Annotated in this window: 13 protein-coding genes; 11 read left to right on the forward strand and 2 right to left on the reverse strand. The window is 54.2% G+C overall.

What is annotated here, in order from left to right; translation table 11 throughout:
* The first annotated feature begins 267 nt into the window (after positions 1-267).
* The 3 genes from MUB23_RS09670 (at position 268) to MUB23_RS19685 (ending at position 1,672) form a co-directional block, all read left to right on the forward strand.
* On the forward strand, positions 268-519 hold the full coding sequence (locus tag MUB23_RS09670) for a hypothetical protein (RefSeq protein ID WP_244800283.1): 252 nt from the start codon (positions 268-270) through the stop codon (positions 517-519).
* Positions 506-1,483 carry a DNA polymerase III subunit delta gene (holA, locus tag MUB23_RS09675; protein WP_244800284.1) on the forward strand — a complete coding sequence of 326 codons (978 nt, stop codon included), beginning with the start codon at positions 506-508 and terminating at the stop codon, positions 1,481-1,483. The genes MUB23_RS09670 and holA overlap by 14 nt, the downstream gene beginning before the upstream one ends.
* Positions 1,484-1,549: 66 nt before the next feature.
* Positions 1,550-1,672, forward strand: coding sequence for a hypothetical protein (locus MUB23_RS19685; protein WP_280515725.1), 123 nt, complete (start codon positions 1,550-1,552; stop codon positions 1,670-1,672).
* Here the strand turns inward: MUB23_RS19685 and MUB23_RS09680 are convergent.
* Positions 1,659-1,937 carry a helix-turn-helix domain-containing protein gene (locus tag MUB23_RS09680; RefSeq protein WP_244800285.1) on the reverse strand — a complete coding sequence of 93 codons (279 nt, stop codon included), beginning with the start codon at positions 1,935-1,937 and terminating at the stop codon, positions 1,659-1,661. The genes MUB23_RS19685 and MUB23_RS09680 overlap by 14 nt on opposite strands.
* Before the next feature lie 102 nt (positions 1,938-2,039).
* Here MUB23_RS09680 and MUB23_RS09685 point away from each other — a divergent pair, with 102 nt between their 5' ends.
* Positions 2,040-2,540 (forward strand): hypothetical protein, encoded by a 501-nt coding sequence (locus MUB23_RS09685; RefSeq protein WP_244800286.1) that lies wholly within the window; start codon positions 2,040-2,042, stop codon positions 2,538-2,540.
* Between the two features lie 59 nt (positions 2,541-2,599).
* Here the strand turns inward: MUB23_RS09685 and rpsT are convergent, their stop codons facing one another.
* Positions 2,600-2,863: a 30S ribosomal protein S20 gene (gene rpsT, locus MUB23_RS09690; protein ID WP_244800287.1), complete on the reverse strand. Its 264-nt coding sequence runs from the start codon at positions 2,861-2,863 to the stop codon at positions 2,600-2,602.
* A 224-nt stretch (positions 2,864-3,087) separates the two neighbouring features.
* On the opposite strand from rpsT, the gene gpr reads away from it, so the two are divergent.
* From gpr to MUB23_RS09725, 7 genes are all read left to right on the forward strand, one after another.
* Positions 3,088-3,993, forward strand: a complete 906-nt coding sequence (gene gpr, locus MUB23_RS09695; RefSeq protein WP_244800288.1) for a GPR endopeptidase — start codon at positions 3,088-3,090, stop codon at positions 3,991-3,993.
* A gap of 11 nt (positions 3,994-4,004) precedes the next feature.
* The gene (gene spoIIP, locus MUB23_RS09700) at positions 4,005-5,186 is read left to right on the forward strand and encodes a stage II sporulation protein P (protein ID WP_244800289.1); all 1,182 of its coding nucleotides are present in this window, start codon (positions 4,005-4,007) and stop codon (positions 5,184-5,186) included.
* A 120-nt stretch (positions 5,187-5,306) separates the two neighbouring features.
* Positions 5,307-7,118 (forward strand): translation elongation factor 4, encoded by a 1,812-nt coding sequence (gene lepA / locus MUB23_RS09705; protein WP_244800290.1) that lies wholly within the window; start codon positions 5,307-5,309, stop codon positions 7,116-7,118.
* An 11-nt stretch (positions 7,119-7,129) separates the two neighbouring features.
* Positions 7,130-8,278, forward strand: coding sequence for a radical SAM family heme chaperone HemW (hemW, locus tag MUB23_RS09710; protein WP_244800291.1), 1,149 nt, complete (start codon positions 7,130-7,132; stop codon positions 8,276-8,278).
* Positions 8,279-8,372: 94 nt separating this feature from the next.
* Positions 8,373-9,197, forward strand: coding sequence for a sigma-70 domain-containing protein (locus MUB23_RS09715; RefSeq protein WP_244800292.1), 825 nt, complete (start codon positions 8,373-8,375; stop codon positions 9,195-9,197).
* A 40-nt stretch (positions 9,198-9,237) separates the two neighbouring features.
* The gene (locus MUB23_RS09720) at positions 9,238-12,993 is read left to right on the forward strand and encodes a phosphoribosylformylglycinamidine synthase (protein ID WP_244800293.1); all 3,756 of its coding nucleotides are present in this window, start codon (positions 9,238-9,240) and stop codon (positions 12,991-12,993) included.
* Between the two features lie 146 nt (positions 12,994-13,139).
* Entirely contained in the window at positions 13,140-14,759 is a 1,620-nt protein-coding gene (locus MUB23_RS09725; protein WP_244801179.1) for a CvpA family protein, read from the forward strand.
* Positions 14,760-15,232 lie beyond the last annotated feature (473 nt).

A 15,232-nucleotide genomic window follows, 5' to 3' on the forward strand; every position in this document is an offset into this window, starting at 1 on the left:
AGACTTGATTTTTGTCTATGACCATCGTAGAATAGGAACGAACGATCAGGGGCAGTGATATAAATATTTGTTGTAGGCAAATAAACAGATGAGGACTTACCAGGATTGCGAAGCAATCGTGGGGCCCGCCCGGCAGTGGCATAAAAATATTTGCCGTAGGCAAATAAACAGATGAGGACTTACCAGGATTGCGAAGCAATCGTGGGGCCCGCCCGGCAGTGGCATAAAAATATTTGCCGTAGGCAAATAAACAGATGAGGATTTTATATGAAATATCGATTTGTGGTAGAAAATATAGCGGCGGACAGGGGAAAGCTTCCGCGGGATGAACGGCACGACATTGTGCAGTATTTTTCAGAGATGGTGATCGAGGCCGAAGATGGGAAGAAGGCGGCGAAGATGCTGGCAAAGCAGTCGGCGGGCCGTCTGGCCAGGGAGAGCACGGATGAGGCGGTTATGATTACTCTGCCGGATTATGGGAACTGTCAGGTGACGGTGAAGGTGCATGCAGAAGATTAACAGTGATATTAAAAGCGGAAGCTTTGACCCGGTTTATCTGTTGTTCGGGGAGGAAGCGTATCTGCGGCGCAGCTATAAAAACCGTCTGCGCCAAGCGATGGTCGGCGACGATACGATGAACTATACTTACTATGAGGGCAAGGATTTTTCGGCAACGGAATTGATGGGCATCGCGGAAACCCTGCCTTTTTTTGCGGATCGCAGGCTGATCATCGCGGAGAACACCGGACTGTTTAAAAAAGAGGCGGGAGAGCTGGCGGATTATCTGGACCGAATGCCGGATACGACGCACTTGATCTTTGTCGAAGAGGAAATCGACAAGCGGAATAAGCTCTATAAGCGGGTGACAAAGCTGGGGCATGCCCTGGAATGCAAGCGTCAGACCGCCGGTGAGCTGAAAAAATGGGCGGCCAAAGGCTTGGCCCAGTCCGGGAAAAAAATCACCGAAAAAACCCTGGAGCTTTTTTTGACAAAGACCGGCGACGATATGGAGAACATTCACCGGGAACTGGATAAGTTGATCAGCTACACGGAGGGCCGGGAGATTGTGACGGCTGAGGACGTGGAGGCGATCACCACCACCCAGCTCTCCAACCGGATTTTTGACATGATCCATGCCATTGCCGCTGGGGAGAGAAAAAAAGCCCTGGATCTTTACTCCGATCTTCTTGCGCTGAAAGAGCCGCCGATGCGAATCCTGTTTCTTCTGGCCCGCCAGTTCCACGGACTGCTCCAAGTGAAGGAGCTGAGGGAACAGGGGGCCGGGAAAGATGAGATCGCGTCCAAATGCCGGCTGCAGCCTTTTGTGGTCAGCCGCTATATGGGCCAGGCGTCCCGGTTTACCAAAGAACAGCTGGAGGAATACGTACGGCTGGCGGTGGAGACCGAGGAGGCTGTGAAGAAGGGAAATCTAAAAGATAACCTGGCGGTTGAGCTGCTGATCGTACAGTTCAGCGAGAAATAAGCTTATGGGGAAGGCGTTGCAAAAGAAAAAACTCCTCCATTCTACCAAGGGCCGGAAGGCCGGAGAATGGCGGATAAGTTCTTTTGCAGCGCCTTTTTTGCGGAATCCGAGGAGCCCGCGGTTGCTATCCGGGGGGCTCTCCTGCGCATGGCGGGGAAGCAGATTCCCCGCGGTTTTACGGGCGTCTAATGTCGTTGATGATCTGCTGGATATGGGCCACCTGTTCCATCGTCATGCCGGAAACCTCGATATAGGTCCGGGTGTCCTCGCCCAGCAGATAGTCGGTGCTGACGGAAAAATAGCGGGCTAGGCGAATCAGCATATCAACTGACGGAAGTATGTTATTATTTTCCCAATTTGAAACGGTCTGCTTGGATACGCCAAGCTTTCCGGCCAGTTGAATTTGGCTGAGACTGTAGGAAATTCGCAGTTTCTTTAAATTTTCTCCAAACATCGTTTTGATTCTCCCTCTGTATGAAGAGTACAATGCGGAAAAAGTATTTACAAAATACAAAAGTATTGTTATAATGGACAATCATAAGGGGGAAACGAGCATATGAGAAAATGGGCGGGTGGAATTTTGGGGGCGGTCCTTTTGATCCTGCTGGCCGCCTCCTGCGCTCCCCGTTATTTTTGTTCCAACTGTGGAAAAATATTCACCGGAACCACATACTGTGATGCCGGAGGGGAGAAAATTCTCTGCCTGGATTGCGCGGTCCGCTATTATTCACCGCTGGCTCCCCAAAAGGAGGAATGGAGCAGGGGAAGGGGGGAGGGAAGGCGTCAGAGAGAGGCATTTGCGGCAGAGGAGGGCGGAAGAACCGGCTGCTTCCGGCGCAAACATGTGAAACAAGAGATCTGCGGGATCGAATCCACGCCGGAGTGTGGTTGCGCCTACAGCTATTTTCCTTGGTGCAAAGGTTTCAAAGGGGCGGTCTTGCAGGAGCTTTCCCGGCGGAGCGCGGCTGCGTCAGCAGCCATTTTCCTTTGCGCGGAGTGCGCTTCCACAGCGGAGTGTTTTTTGTTTCATAGGGAATTCCAAAGGAATTTTCTATGAAGTAAAAAAGAGCTGTCCCCACACCTTGGGACAGCTCTTTTTTATGATTCAATCTTCAATTAAGAAATCTTGTTGACAGCTTGGGTTAATCTGGAAATCTTTCTGGAAGACGTATTCTTGTGAAATACTCCCTTGGAAGTAGCCCTATCGATCTCAGAGATCGCCTTCACCAGGCAGGCCTTTGCAGTCGCTGCATCGCCGGCGGCGATCGCAGAGTCGACTTTCTTCACATAGGTTTTTACTTTGGAACGGATCGCTTTATTGCGGTCTGCGTTCTTCTGTGCCACAAGAATTCTCTTCTTTGCAGACTTGATGTTTGCCAATTTGTACACCTCCACAACGCATGAATGATTTGACGGTATTAGCATGGTTGTTTACACTCGAATCGGACACGGACGATGATGTAAACATACTTTTTCATTCTACTGGAAATTTGTCCCGCTGTCAATACATATTTCGGTGATTTTTGGAAGAAACTACGGGTATTCCAAGGAAACTTACGGCCGGACGCTCTGGCGGCCGGTCTTATCGAATAAGGAGGAGTGTTATGCCAAACCGTTTTCCGATCCGCACCGACCTGGCCGTGGAAGCCAGGGAAACCACCCTTTCCGGTTCCGAAGCCGAATCGATCTCCGGCGTTGTCTATCAGCAGCAGGAGGAGGACGGCGGCCGGATCCATATCTCCCGTGTCTTGGTAAAGAATGAAAAAGGAGCGAAGGCGCTTGGAAAGCCGAAAGGAAATTATCTGACCGTGGAGGCCCAGGATATGTGGAAAAACGAGGGGGGCATTCACCGGGAAGTCTCAGAGGCGCTGGCCCATCAAATCCGGGCGCTGTTAAAAGAAGCCGGGCTGAAAAAATCCTCCTCGGTTTTGGTGGTCGGGCTGGGAAACCCGGAGGTGACCTCGGATTCCCTGGGCCCCCAAGTGCTGGGGAATCTTCGGATCACCCGCACGCTGTACGCAGACGGAAAAATCAGCGGCATTGTCCCCGGCGTCATGGCTCAGACCGGGATGGAGGCGGCTGAGATTGTAAAAGGCATCGTGGGAGAGACAAAGCCGGAGGCCGTCATCGTGATCGACGCCCTGGCGGCCCGCAGCGTGAAACGGCTCGGAACCACGATTCAGCTGACCGACACCGGGATCCATCCGGGCTCCGGAGTCGGAAACCGCAGGAGCCGGCTGGATGCCGAGACCATGGGGATCCCTGTCATTGCCATTGGGGCTCCGACCGTGGTGGGAGCGGCAGCCATTGTCTACGACGCGGTGGAAAGCCTGATGGAGGAAGTTGACGAGGCCGAGCGCTATCAGATGGTCAAGGATCTGGTGGAGCCGAAGCTTGGCCCCATGATCGTGACGCCGAAGGATATTGACGACAGGGTGCGGCGCCTCAGTTTTGTAATTTCCGAGGGTCTGAACATAGCCCTCCTTCACGACGCATATACTGGAGCATGAGAGTTTTAATTTTGCTTTTATGGATCCTGGTATCCTTATTTCTTTCGCCTGCCTCCCTGACTGTGAACCGGGAGGAGGCTCTGCCGAGGCTATTGATGAAAGCAGCCGAATCCATTGTGGATCCGGGCTTTACCATGGACTATGAGGCGCAGATGATGGCGAAGGAGGAAAATCTGGAGATCACCGGCGGCCTCGGAGCAGACAGCATCCGGGGCCAAATGTTGGAAAATGGAGATTCGTCCGGCAATGGAAAGGAGACCGGCGAAGCGCCGGAGAGCACGGCCGGGGAGACGGAGAGCAGCGAGGAGACCACTTCGGAATCCCAGGCGGGGAATAATTCGGTGACTGCGGGCGGGGAGATTGTTTCTCCCAGCGAGGCGGTTTCCGCCCAGGTGCTGGCGGAAAACTTTTATTCCAAGGAGCAGCTGAATGATGTCCAGTATCTTTTGGATCATGTCTTCTGTCTGGATCCCACCTGCACGGTGGGCGGGGATATTCTAAACGGAGAAACGTTCCTGAACAAGGACTTGAAGCTGACCGGCACGGACGCGCCCCAGGTTCTGATTTACCACACCCATTCCCAGGAAGAATACGCGGACTCCACGCCGGGAGATCCGTCTATGACTGTCCAGGGGGTCGGTGATGAACTGGCGCGGATTTTGACTGAAAAATACGGGCTTTCGGTGCTCCACAATACAACCCATTTCGATATGATGGAAGGGGAGCTGGAGAGGAGCCGGGCTTATTCCTATGCAAAACAGGAAATTAGTCAGATTCTGGAAGAGAATCCTACGATTCAGGTGGTCATCGACCTGCACCGGGACGGTGTGCCGGATGACCTGCACCTTGCCACGGAGGTAAACGGAAAGTCCACGGCCAAGATTATGTTCTTCAACGGTCTGTCCCAGGATCTGGATGGACCGATTGAGCGGCTGCCGAACCCTTACCGGGAGGATAATCTGGCTTTCAGTTTTCAGATGTACTTACAGGCCAAAGCGGCCTATCCTGGATTCTGCCGGGACATTTACTTAAAAGGCTACCGATACAACCTTCACTTCCGGCCGCGGTCGGTTTTGCTGGAGGTGGGAGCCCAGACCAACACCTACGAGGAGGCGGTCAATGCCATGGAGCCTTTTGCGGATATTCTGACCAAGGTGATTCTGCCCGCAGAAACGGGAAATGGGGAAGATTAGTGGGCGGTGTCTGGAATTAGCGCGGCGCAGGGTCTTGTAGGAACAAGAGTTTTGTGCTACACTATATACGGAAAAATGGGGCATTGTTGGATCTTTCTGGTGCCCCGCAGGAGGAAATACATGGCAGCAGACCAGAGCAAGATACGGAATTTTTGCATCATTGCCCATATCGACCACGGAAAATCCACGCTGGCGGACCGGATCATCGAGGCCACCGGCACGCTGACCGAACGGGAGATGCAGGCCCAGGTGTTAGATAATATGGAATTAGAGCGGGAGCGGGGGATCACGATTAAATCCCAGGCGGTCCGCGTGATTTATAAGGCAAAGGACGGGGAAGAATATATCTTTAACCTGATCGATACCCCCGGCCACGTCGATTTTAACTATGAGGTATCCCGGAGCCTCGCCGCCTGTGACGGGGCTATTCTCGTTGTGGATGCGGCTCAGGGGGTGGAGGCCCAGACGCTGGCGAACGTCTACCTTGCCCTGGATCACGACCTGGACGTATTCCCAGTCATCAATAAAATCGATCTGCCCAGCGCCGAGCCTGCACGGGTCATCGAGGAGATCGAGGATGTGATCGGCATCGAAGCCCAGGACGCGCCCCAGATTTCGGCTAAAAACGGCATCAACATCGACCAGGTATTGGAAGCGGTGGTGGAGAAAATCCCGGCCCCGGCCGGGGATTCCGAGGCGCCGTTACAGGCCTTGATTTTTGATTCCCTGTATGACTCTTACCGCGGCGTCATCGTGTTCTTCCGGGTAAAGGAAGGCACGGTGCGCAGGGGGATGAGTATCCGGATGATGGCCACCGGAGCGGAATTCGACGTGGTGGAGGTGGGCTATTTCGGAGCGGGTCAGTTTATTCCCTGCGATGAGCTCTCCGCAGGAATGGTCGGCTATCTGACGGCCAGCATCAAAAACGTCAAGGATACCAGAGTCGGCGATACGATCACCGAGGCGGACAGGCCCTGCGCCGAACCGCTCCCCGGCTACAAGAAGGTGCAGCCCATGGTGTACTGCGGCCTGTATCCGGCGGACAACGCCAAGTATCCGGAACTGCGGGACGCCCTGGAGAAATTGCAAATCAATGATGCGTCGCTTCAGTACGAGCCGGAGACTTCGGTGGCGTTGGGATTTGGTTTCCGCTGCGGCTTTTTGGGACTGCTGCATCTGGAAATTATTGAAGAGCGCCTGGAGCGGGAGTACAACTTAGACCTTGTGACCACGGCGCCCAGCGTTATCTACAAGGTATACAAGACCGACGGGACCATGATGGATCTGACCAACCCGACCAACATGCCGGATCCCTCGGAGATCGAATATATGGAAGAGCCGGTTGTATCGGCGGAGATCATGGTGACCACCGAGTTTATCGGCGCGATTATGGGACTCTGCCAGGAACGCCGCGGCTTATACCTTGGCACCGAGTATATCGAGTCGGCGCGGGCGCTTTTGCGTTATGAACTTCCTTTGAATGAGATTATCTATGATTTCTTTGACGCGCTGAAATCCCGTTCCCGCGGGTATGCGTCTTTTGATTATGAGATGAAGGGATATGAGAAGTCGGATCTGGTTAAGCTGGATATCTTGATCAACCGGGAGCCAGTGGACGCCCTTTCCTTTATTCTGCACGCCAGCACCGCCTATGAGCGGGGCCGGAAGATGTGTGAAAAGCTGAAGGAAGAGATTCCGCGCCATCTGTTTGAGATTCCGATCCAGGCGGCGATCGGCAGTAAGATTATTGCAAGAGAGACGGTAAAAGCGGTCCGCAAGGACGTGCTGGCCAAGTGCTACGGCGGCGATATTTCCCGAAAGAGAAAGCTTCTGGAAAAGCAAAAGGAAGGAAAGAAGCGAATGCGCCAGATCGGAAACGTCGAGGTGCCTCAGAAAGCGTTTATGAGCGTGCTGAAGCTGGATGAAGAGTAAGAGGTGAGCGTATGACGAAAACGGATTTAGGGATATATGTACATATCCCTTTCTGTGTAAGGAAATGTGACTACTGCGACTTTGTTTCCATGGTGGGATCGCCGGACGAGCAGGCCTACTATATCCGGGTGCTGAAAAAGGAGATCCGAAGCTTTGAAGCTTTGGGAAACCTGTATCTGGTCCGCACGGTATTTTTCGGCGGGGGGACCCCGTCCATCACGGATGTGTCCCAGCTGGAACGGATCATGGAGCAGTTAAAGGAGCAGTATGAGTTCGCCGAAGATGCGGAGATTACGATCGAGTGTAATCCGGGGACTCTGACCGAGGAAAAACTGGTGCGGTACAAGGAGATGGGGATCAACCGTCTCAGCATTGGCCTCCAGTCCACCCACAATGAAGAACTGAAAGTTCTGGGAAGAATTCACTCTTATGAAGATTTTCTGGAGAGCTACCGGCTGGCCAGAAAAGTTGGCTTTACCAATATCAATGTGGATTTGATGACGGCCCTGCCCGGCCAAAGTGTGGAAGCCTGGGAGGATGTGCTGCGCACGGTCGTGGCCCTTGCCCCGGAGCATATTTCCGCATACAGCCTGAGTATCGAGGAAGGAACGCCGTTTTACGAGAGATACGGATCCACCAAAGGGCGCCTGCTGCTTCCGAAAGAGTCGGAGGACCGGCAGATGTACCGCCTGACCAAGGAGATTTTGGGGGAAGCCGGTTACCGGCGCTACGAAATCTCCAACTATGCAAAAAAAGGGAAAGAGTGCCGGCACAACATCACCTACTGGAACGGCGGGGAATATGTCGGTTTTGGCCTCGGCGCGTCTTCCTACCTGGGAGGAAAGCGGTTCAGCAATCCGCGGGACAAGCAGGAGTATTGGGAGTTTGCGCGAAATGCCTATCACCACTATAAAGAGCTGACGCCTCAGGACCAGAAGGCCACGATGGAAGAATTTATGTTTTTGGGACTGCGGATGATGGATGGCATCTCGATGAGAGAATTTGAAGAAAAGTTCCATGTCCCGTTCACGGAAGTCTATGGGACGCCGGTCCGCCGCATGGTCACCCAGGGGTATCTGGAGGAAGATGGAAACCGGCTGCGGTTTACCGACAAGGGGATTGACGTCAGCAATCAGCTGCTGGTGGAATTTTTACTATGAAACTCAGCGAAGCAGAGCCGGCAGGGCGACAGACGAGCTTAGCAGAGTCGTTTACTGGGCTGATTGAGGCCGGAAAAGAGAATGGAGTTTTTTTATGGCAGAAAAGGAAGCTTGGAAACAGGGATTGGCCGCGGTGCGTGAAAAGGCGGCGGCCAATGGAAATCATATCACGGTCGGGGAAATTTTGTCCTGTTTTTCGAATATGGAATTGGATGAAGAGCAGATCCGGCTGATCTACCGCTATGTGGAGGACGAGCATATCGAGATCGAGGACTACGAACCCCACGATACCCGGACGGTTGCGGTAGGTTCTGCGCCCCTCTCCGGGGAGGAAAAGGCGTATTTCCAGATGTATCTGAAAGATCTGGAAGGAGTCGCTCCCTGTGAGGAGGCAGAGGAGGCGATCCTCGTAAAAAATCTGCTGGGCGGCGATGAGAGCGCCCAGAACCGTCTGATCGAAGGCAATCTCCACCGGGTGCTGGCACTGGCGAGAAACCGGGCCGGTCAGGGCGTCCTGATCGGGGATTTGGTTCAGGAGGGAAACATGACATTGGTCACGGCCATCGAGGAATACCGGAATGCCGGAGTCCGTCTTCTCGGAGAGCCGATGGCGGAATTCCTGGAGCGGAAGATCGATGCGGCCATGGAGGCTTTGGTTCATGAGCAGAGCGGCTTTGCGCGCACGGCGGAGCGGATGGCGGCCGACGCCAACCGGCTGCTGGAACTGACGAAAGAGCTGGAGGAAGAGCTGGGACGGGAGGCCACGCTGGCCGAGCTGGCCGGGCGGATGCAGCTTCCCGCGGAGTATGTGGAGGAAGTGGTCCGCGTCTCCTACCATGCGATGAAAAACGGGGACGGAAAAGAGTCTGGAGAAGAACAACCGGAAGGGCCTGGGTCCGGATGGGATTTAAAATATTAAATTACGATGGAAAAGAGAAAACCTATTTTAGGAGGAAACCATGAGCGTTAGACGTATTTACGTGGAGAAAAAGCCGGAATATGCGGTCGCAGCCAAGGGGCTTTTGGAGGAGATTGAAAATTTCCTCGGAATCCAGACCGTGACGAATCTGCGGGTGCTGAACCGTTACGATATGGAGCACATCAGCGACGCCACCTACGAGGCGGCCAAGGGGCTGATTTTTTCCGAGCCGCCGGTGGACCTGCTTTTTGAAGGCAGCTTTCCCCGCGCCGAAGGCTCCCGCGTCTTCTCCGTGGAATATCTGCCGGGTCAGTTTGACCAGCGGGCGGATTCTGCCGAGCAATGCGTGAAGCTTCTGAACGAGAAAGAAGAGCCGATTATCCGCTCCGCCACCACCTATGTGATCGAGGGGGAGATCAGCGACGGGCAGTTTGCCGCAATCCAGTCTCTGTGCATCAATCCGGTGGACTCCAGGCTTTCCGACGGCGGCGTGCCGGAAACCTTGGAGGATCAGTTCGAGGAGCCGGCCGATGTGAAGATTTTCGACGGCTTCTGCGGGATGGCGGAGGCCCCGTTAAAGGAACTCTATGAATCCCTGAGCCTTGCCATGACCTTCGACGATTTCAAATTCATTCAGCATTACTTTGCCGAAGAAGAAAAGCGCGACCCGTCCATGACGGAGATCCGCGTGCTGGATACCTACTGGTCGGATCATTGCCGCCACACCACGTTCCAGACCGAACTGACCGACATCTCTTTCGGCGAAGGCGACTACCGGGAAGAGATGGAGAAGACCTATCAGGAGTACCTGGCGGACCGGGCCGAAGTCTTCGCAGGCCGGAAAGATAAGTATGTCTGCCTGATGGATCTGGCTTTGATGGCCATGCGTAAGCTGAAAAAAGAAGGAAAGCTGAACGACCAGGAAGAGTCCGACGAGATCAACGCCTGCAGCATCGTGGTCCCGGTGACCATCGACGGCGTGGAGGAAGAGTGGCTGATCAGCTTTAAGAATGAGACCCACAATCACCCGACGGAGATCGAACCCTTCGGCGGCGCCGCCACCTGTCTCGGCGGAGCCATAAGAGATCCGCTGTCGGGCCGTTCCTATGTTTATCAGGCCATGCGTGTGACCGGAGCTGCGGACCCGACCGTGCCGGTCTCCGAAACATTGAAAGGGAAACTGCCCCAGAGAAAGATCGTAATCGACGCAGCCCACGGCTACAGCTCCTACGGAAATCAGATTGGTCTTGCCACCGGCTACGTGAAAGAGCTGTACCATCCGAACTATGTGGCAAAGCGCATGGAAATCGGCGCCGTCATGGGAGCCGCGCCCAGAAAGAACGTGATCCGGGCGACCTCGGATCCGGGCGACATGATCCTTTTGGTCGGCGGCCGTACCGGCCGCGACGGCTGCGGCGGGGCCACCGGTTCCTCCAAGTCCCACACGGAGGCGTCCATCGCCACCTGCGGGGCGGAGGTGCAAAAGGGAAATGCTCCGACCGAGCGGAAAATCCAGCGGCTGTTCCGCCGCCCGGAGGTCAGCCGTCTGATCAAGAAGTGCAATGACTTCGGCGCCGGCGGCGTTTCGGTCGCCATCGGAGAGCTGGCGGACGGCCTGCGCATCGATCTGAACATGGTCCCGAAGAAGTATGCCGGCCTGGACGGCACGGAAATCGCAATCTCCGAGTCCCAGGAGCGGATGGCGATCGTCATTGATCCCGGAAGCTTGGTGGAGATCATGAAATACATCAACGAGGAAAATCTGGAGGCCGTGGTGGTGGCCGAGGTCATGGAAGAAAAGCGCCTGATCATGTACTGGCGCGACAAAGTGATCGTCAACATCAGCCGCGCTTTCTTAGACACCAACGGAGCCCATCAGGAGGCAAAGGTGGAAGTGAACGTGCCGAAGAGGGAGGGAAATCCCTTTGACGGCTGTGCGGCAGTGGGTCAGCCGGTGAAAGAGGCCTGGCTGAATACGCTGAAGGACCTGAATGTCTGCTCCCAAAAGGGATTGGTGGAGATGTTTGACTCCACGATCGGAGCCGGAAGCGTCCTGATGCCCTTTGGCGGCACTTACCAGCTGACCGAGACCCAGGCCATGGTGGCAAAGCTGCCGGTTCTCTCCGGAGAGACCGACGCCGTGACCATGATGAGCTACGGTTTTGATCCTTACCTTTCTTCCTGGAGCCCGTATCATGGCGCGATCTACGCCGTTATCTCTTCCGTCGCCAAAATCGTGGCGGCCGGAGGCGACTACCGGAAGATCCGTTTTACTTTCCAGGAATACTTCCGCAAGCTGGGCCAGGATCCCAAACGCTGGGGCGATCCTTTTGCGGCGCTGCTGGGCGCTTACAACGCGCAGATGGGGTTTGGACTTCCTTCCATCGGCGGGAAAGACAGTATGTCCGGAAGTTTCAATGAGATCGACGTTCCTCCGACTCTGGTGTCCTTTGCGGTGGACACCGGCTCTTACCGCCATGTGATCAGCCCGGAGCTGAAGCAGGCGGGGAATAAATTGGTGCTGTTCCGGATCCGGAAGGATGAGAAGGCTCTGCCGGATTACGCTCAGATTATGGATCTCTATGGAAAGATCCACGAGGATATCGCGGAAGGAAATATTCTCTCCGCCTATGAGATCGAGCGCCACGGACTGGCTGAGGCTCTGGCGAAGATGGCGTTTGGCAACAAACTGGGGATTTCGGTCTCTCATACTGTGGACAGCGAAGAATTTTTTGGCGCCGGCTGGGGAAATCTGGTGGCGGAAGTGCCGGCAAACCGGGTAGCCGCTCTCCACGCAGAGGGCGAGGTGATCGGCGAAGTGACCGACGAGGGCAAGTTTATCTACGGCGGGGCGGAGCTTTCCATGGAGGAAGCTCTGGCGGCCTGGACGGGCACTCTGGATTCGGTCTTCCCGGCGAAAGCAGCTTCCCAGGCGGAGAGCGCGGAGCGGCCTTTGTACGAGAAGGGAAGCGTAGCGGTCTGCACCCACAAATTGGCAAGGCCCACAGTATTTATTCCTGCCTTCCCCGGCACCAACTGTGAGATCGACAGCAAAAAGGCCATGGAAGCGGCGGGCGCCAATGTGATCGTCCAGGTGATGCGCAACCTGACCGCCGAGGATATCCGCAATTCCGTGGAGGATTTCGCCAAGGGAATCCGCCGGGCTCAGATCATCATGTTCCCCGGAGGCTTTTCCGCAGGCGACGAGCCGGACGGTTCCGCCAAGTTCTTTGCCACGGCTTTCCGGAATGCAAAGATCAAGGAGGAAGTGGAGAAGCTCTTGAATGAGAGAGACGGACTGGCCCTCGGCATCTGCAATGGCTTCCAGGCATTGATCAAGCTGGGTCTGGTGCCTCATGGGAAGATCGTGCCCCAGGAAGCGGATGCGCCGACTCTGACCTTTAACACGGTGGGCCGCCACATTTCCCGGATGAACTACGTGAAAGTGGTCAGCAACAAGTCCCCCTGGCTGCAACTGGCGGATCTCGGCGGCGTGTACTGCAATCCGGCGTCCCACGGGGAAGGCCGTTTTGTGGCGAACGAGGAGTGGTTGAAAAAACTGTTTGAAAACGGGCAGGTGGCCACCCAGTATTGCAGCCCTCAGGGTGAAGTGACCATGGATGCGGAGTGGAACTCCAACGGCTCTTATCTTGCCGTCGAGGGGATCACCAGTCCTGACGGCCGTGTGCTCGGAAAAATGCTCCACTGCGAGCGGAGCGGCAAGGCGCTGGGAATCAATATTTATGGCAACCAGGATATGCAGCTGTTTGAGGCGGGCGTGAAATATTTCCGGTAAAAACCGGAGGAAAATGAAACACGAAACTCTGTCGATGATGAAGTGGACAGGAAATGCTGAGCCTGTAGGCGGAGGTTCGGATTTGCATCATTTCAGGATTCTTCTGCTTGTAGCAGGCGGAGGAATCCTGTGTGGAAAGGGAGTATATGAAGAAAAAATTTAAGTTACTTACTGTTATCGCCGTGATCTTGGCGGCCGCTCTTTACTATTATATTGCGCTGCCTCCGATCAATATCCACGCAGCAGGATTCTGGTGGTTCCTGATCCTGCTTGTGGCGGCGATCACTTTGGCCTATGGCTGGAAGCGGGTGGAGCGCACCGGAGACGCGCGCCATCCCCTGGATTTCAGCGATCTGAAGAATGACACAGGTGTGAAGATCGGCGTCGGCGCGGTGGTTTTAATCATCGCCGTGTACCTGATCGGCTCCCTGCTTTCCTCGCCGATCATCAATGCGTCCAAGTATCAGCAGCTCTTGACGGTGGAGACCGGAGAGTTTACGAGAGACATTGAACAGGTAAACTACAGCCAGATTCCTCTGCTGGACAAGGACTCGGCGGCGATCCTTGGAAACCGGAAAATGGGAAGCCTGGTGGATCTGACTTCTCAGTTCGTGGTCAGCGACATGTACTCTCAGATCAATTATAATGCAAAGCCGGTAAGAGTGACCCCTCTGGCCTACGCCAGCCTGATCAAATGGTTTACCAACATGAAGGAAGGCATTCCGGGTTATATCAAAATTGATATGGCAACCCAGGATACGGAGCTGGTGCGGCTGGATCAGGGGATGAAATACACGCCCTACGACCATTTTAACCGATATTTAGAGAGGCATCTCCGTTTCAAATATCCGACCTACATTTTTGACAATATCAATTTTGAGATCGACGACGAGGGAACGCCTTACTGGGTTTGCAGTGTGAAGAAATTCAACATCGGCCTGTTCGGTGGCCAGACCATCGGCCGGGTGGTGCTCTGCAATGCAATCACCGGCGAGTGTGAGGATTATGCCATCGAGGATGCGCCGACCTGGATCGATCAGGCTTATTCGGCCGGCATGCTGATTCAGCTCTATGATTACTATGGAACGTTGAAGCACGGCTTCATCAACAGCGTTCTGGGTCAGAAGGACTGCCTGAAGACCACCAACGGATACAATTACCTGGCCTTGGAGGACGATGTCTGGGTTTACACCGGCGTCACTTCCATCACCAGTGACCAGAGTAACGTTGGTTTCGTGCTGATGAACCAGAGAACCATGGAGACCAAGTATTATCAGATCGAGGGAGCGATCGAGGATTCCGCCATGTCCTCGGCGGAAGGCCAGGTGCAAAACCTGGGATACGACGCAACCTTCCCTCTTCTGCTCAACATCGCCAACGAGCCGACTTACTTCATCGCACTGAAAGATGAGGCGGGGCTGGTGAAAAAGTACGCGATGGTGAATGTGCAGAAATATCAGGTGGTTGCCATCGGCGATACGGTCAGCGACTGTGAGAAGAATTATGTGGCGCTCCTGAAAAACAATGGAATTTCCAATGAAAGCGGGGCCGCAACCCAGCAGATCAGCGGAAAGATCGCAAAAATGTTTAACGCTGTGGTGGATGGAAACTCCCACTGTTACCTGATGTTAGAGGGCTCGGATGTGATCTACGACGTATCCGTGGCCGAGTATCTGCCGATCGTGAAGTACGGCGTCGGGGATACGATTACGATGGAGTATCTGGAGGGCGAGCAGTCCTGCACGGTGCTGGGGATTGTGGAGTAGAGATGTAACGCAAATGCCGGGGAACTGGGCCGAAAGCGCACGCAGGAACGTTCGGGCGCCTGCGGAACCGGCAGTGTGAGTAGAATCGAAGGGCGGCTGTTTTTGACCAAGAAAATCCGAGGTCAAGGCAGCCGTCCTTTTTTACCGGTAAAGATTCCACCACTTTTGTTAAGCACTTTAAGAGATGAATTTCGGTGTTTTCTGTCGGGAAAAGAAGGCTGGAACGTGTCTTACTTTACAAAAATAAGAAAATAAGTCTAAAATTTTTGCTTTTTTTAACTGCTTTTGGAATAAGAAGTAAAAATCCTGTTAATGTTTTGACAGTGGATAGACAAACAAAAAAGGCCATGTTATAATGTCAGTTGGGTTTGCGGAAAACGCTGGAAATAAGCGTGTTCGCGGCCTCTGACACTCGATTTCTCACCCCGCTTTCCAGGCGGGCGAAGAGAACAAATATAGGAGGAGATTAAGAA

Origin of the sequence: Cuneatibacter sp. NSJ-177 (genome assembly GCF_022867805.1) — a bacterium.
Lineage (GTDB): Bacteria > Bacillota > Clostridia > Lachnospirales > Lachnospiraceae > Pseudolachnospira.

Bases quoted from the DNA above. Each gene is read 5' to 3' on its own strand.
- MUB23_RS09670 (WP_244800283.1), top strand. From the start codon at position 268: ATGAAATATCGATTTGTGGTAGAAAATATAGCGGCGGACAGGGGAAAG.
- holA (WP_244800284.1), top strand. From the start codon at position 506: ATGCAGAAGATTAACAGTGATATTAAAAGCGGAAGCTTTGACCCGGTT.
- MUB23_RS19685 (WP_280515725.1), top strand. From the start codon at position 1,550: ATGGCGGATAAGTTCTTTTGCAGCGCCTTTTTTGCGGAATCCGAGGAG.
- MUB23_RS09680 (WP_244800285.1), bottom strand. From the start codon at position 1,937: ATGTTTGGAGAAAATTTAAAGAAACTGCGAATTTCCTACAGTCTCAGC.
- MUB23_RS09685 (WP_244800286.1), top strand. From the start codon at position 2,040: ATGAGAAAATGGGCGGGTGGAATTTTGGGGGCGGTCCTTTTGATCCTG.
- gpr (WP_244800288.1), top strand. From the start codon at position 3,088: ATGCCAAACCGTTTTCCGATCCGCACCGACCTGGCCGTGGAAGCCAGG.
- lepA (WP_244800290.1), top strand. From the start codon at position 5,307: ATGGCAGCAGACCAGAGCAAGATACGGAATTTTTGCATCATTGCCCAT.
- hemW (WP_244800291.1), top strand. From the start codon at position 7,130: ATGACGAAAACGGATTTAGGGATATATGTACATATCCCTTTCTGTGTA.
- MUB23_RS09715 (WP_244800292.1), top strand. From the start codon at position 8,373: ATGGCAGAAAAGGAAGCTTGGAAACAGGGATTGGCCGCGGTGCGTGAA.
- MUB23_RS09720 (WP_244800293.1), top strand. From the start codon at position 9,238: ATGAGCGTTAGACGTATTTACGTGGAGAAAAAGCCGGAATATGCGGTC.
- MUB23_RS09725 (WP_244801179.1), top strand. From the start codon at position 13,140: ATGAAGAAAAAATTTAAGTTACTTACTGTTATCGCCGTGATCTTGGCG.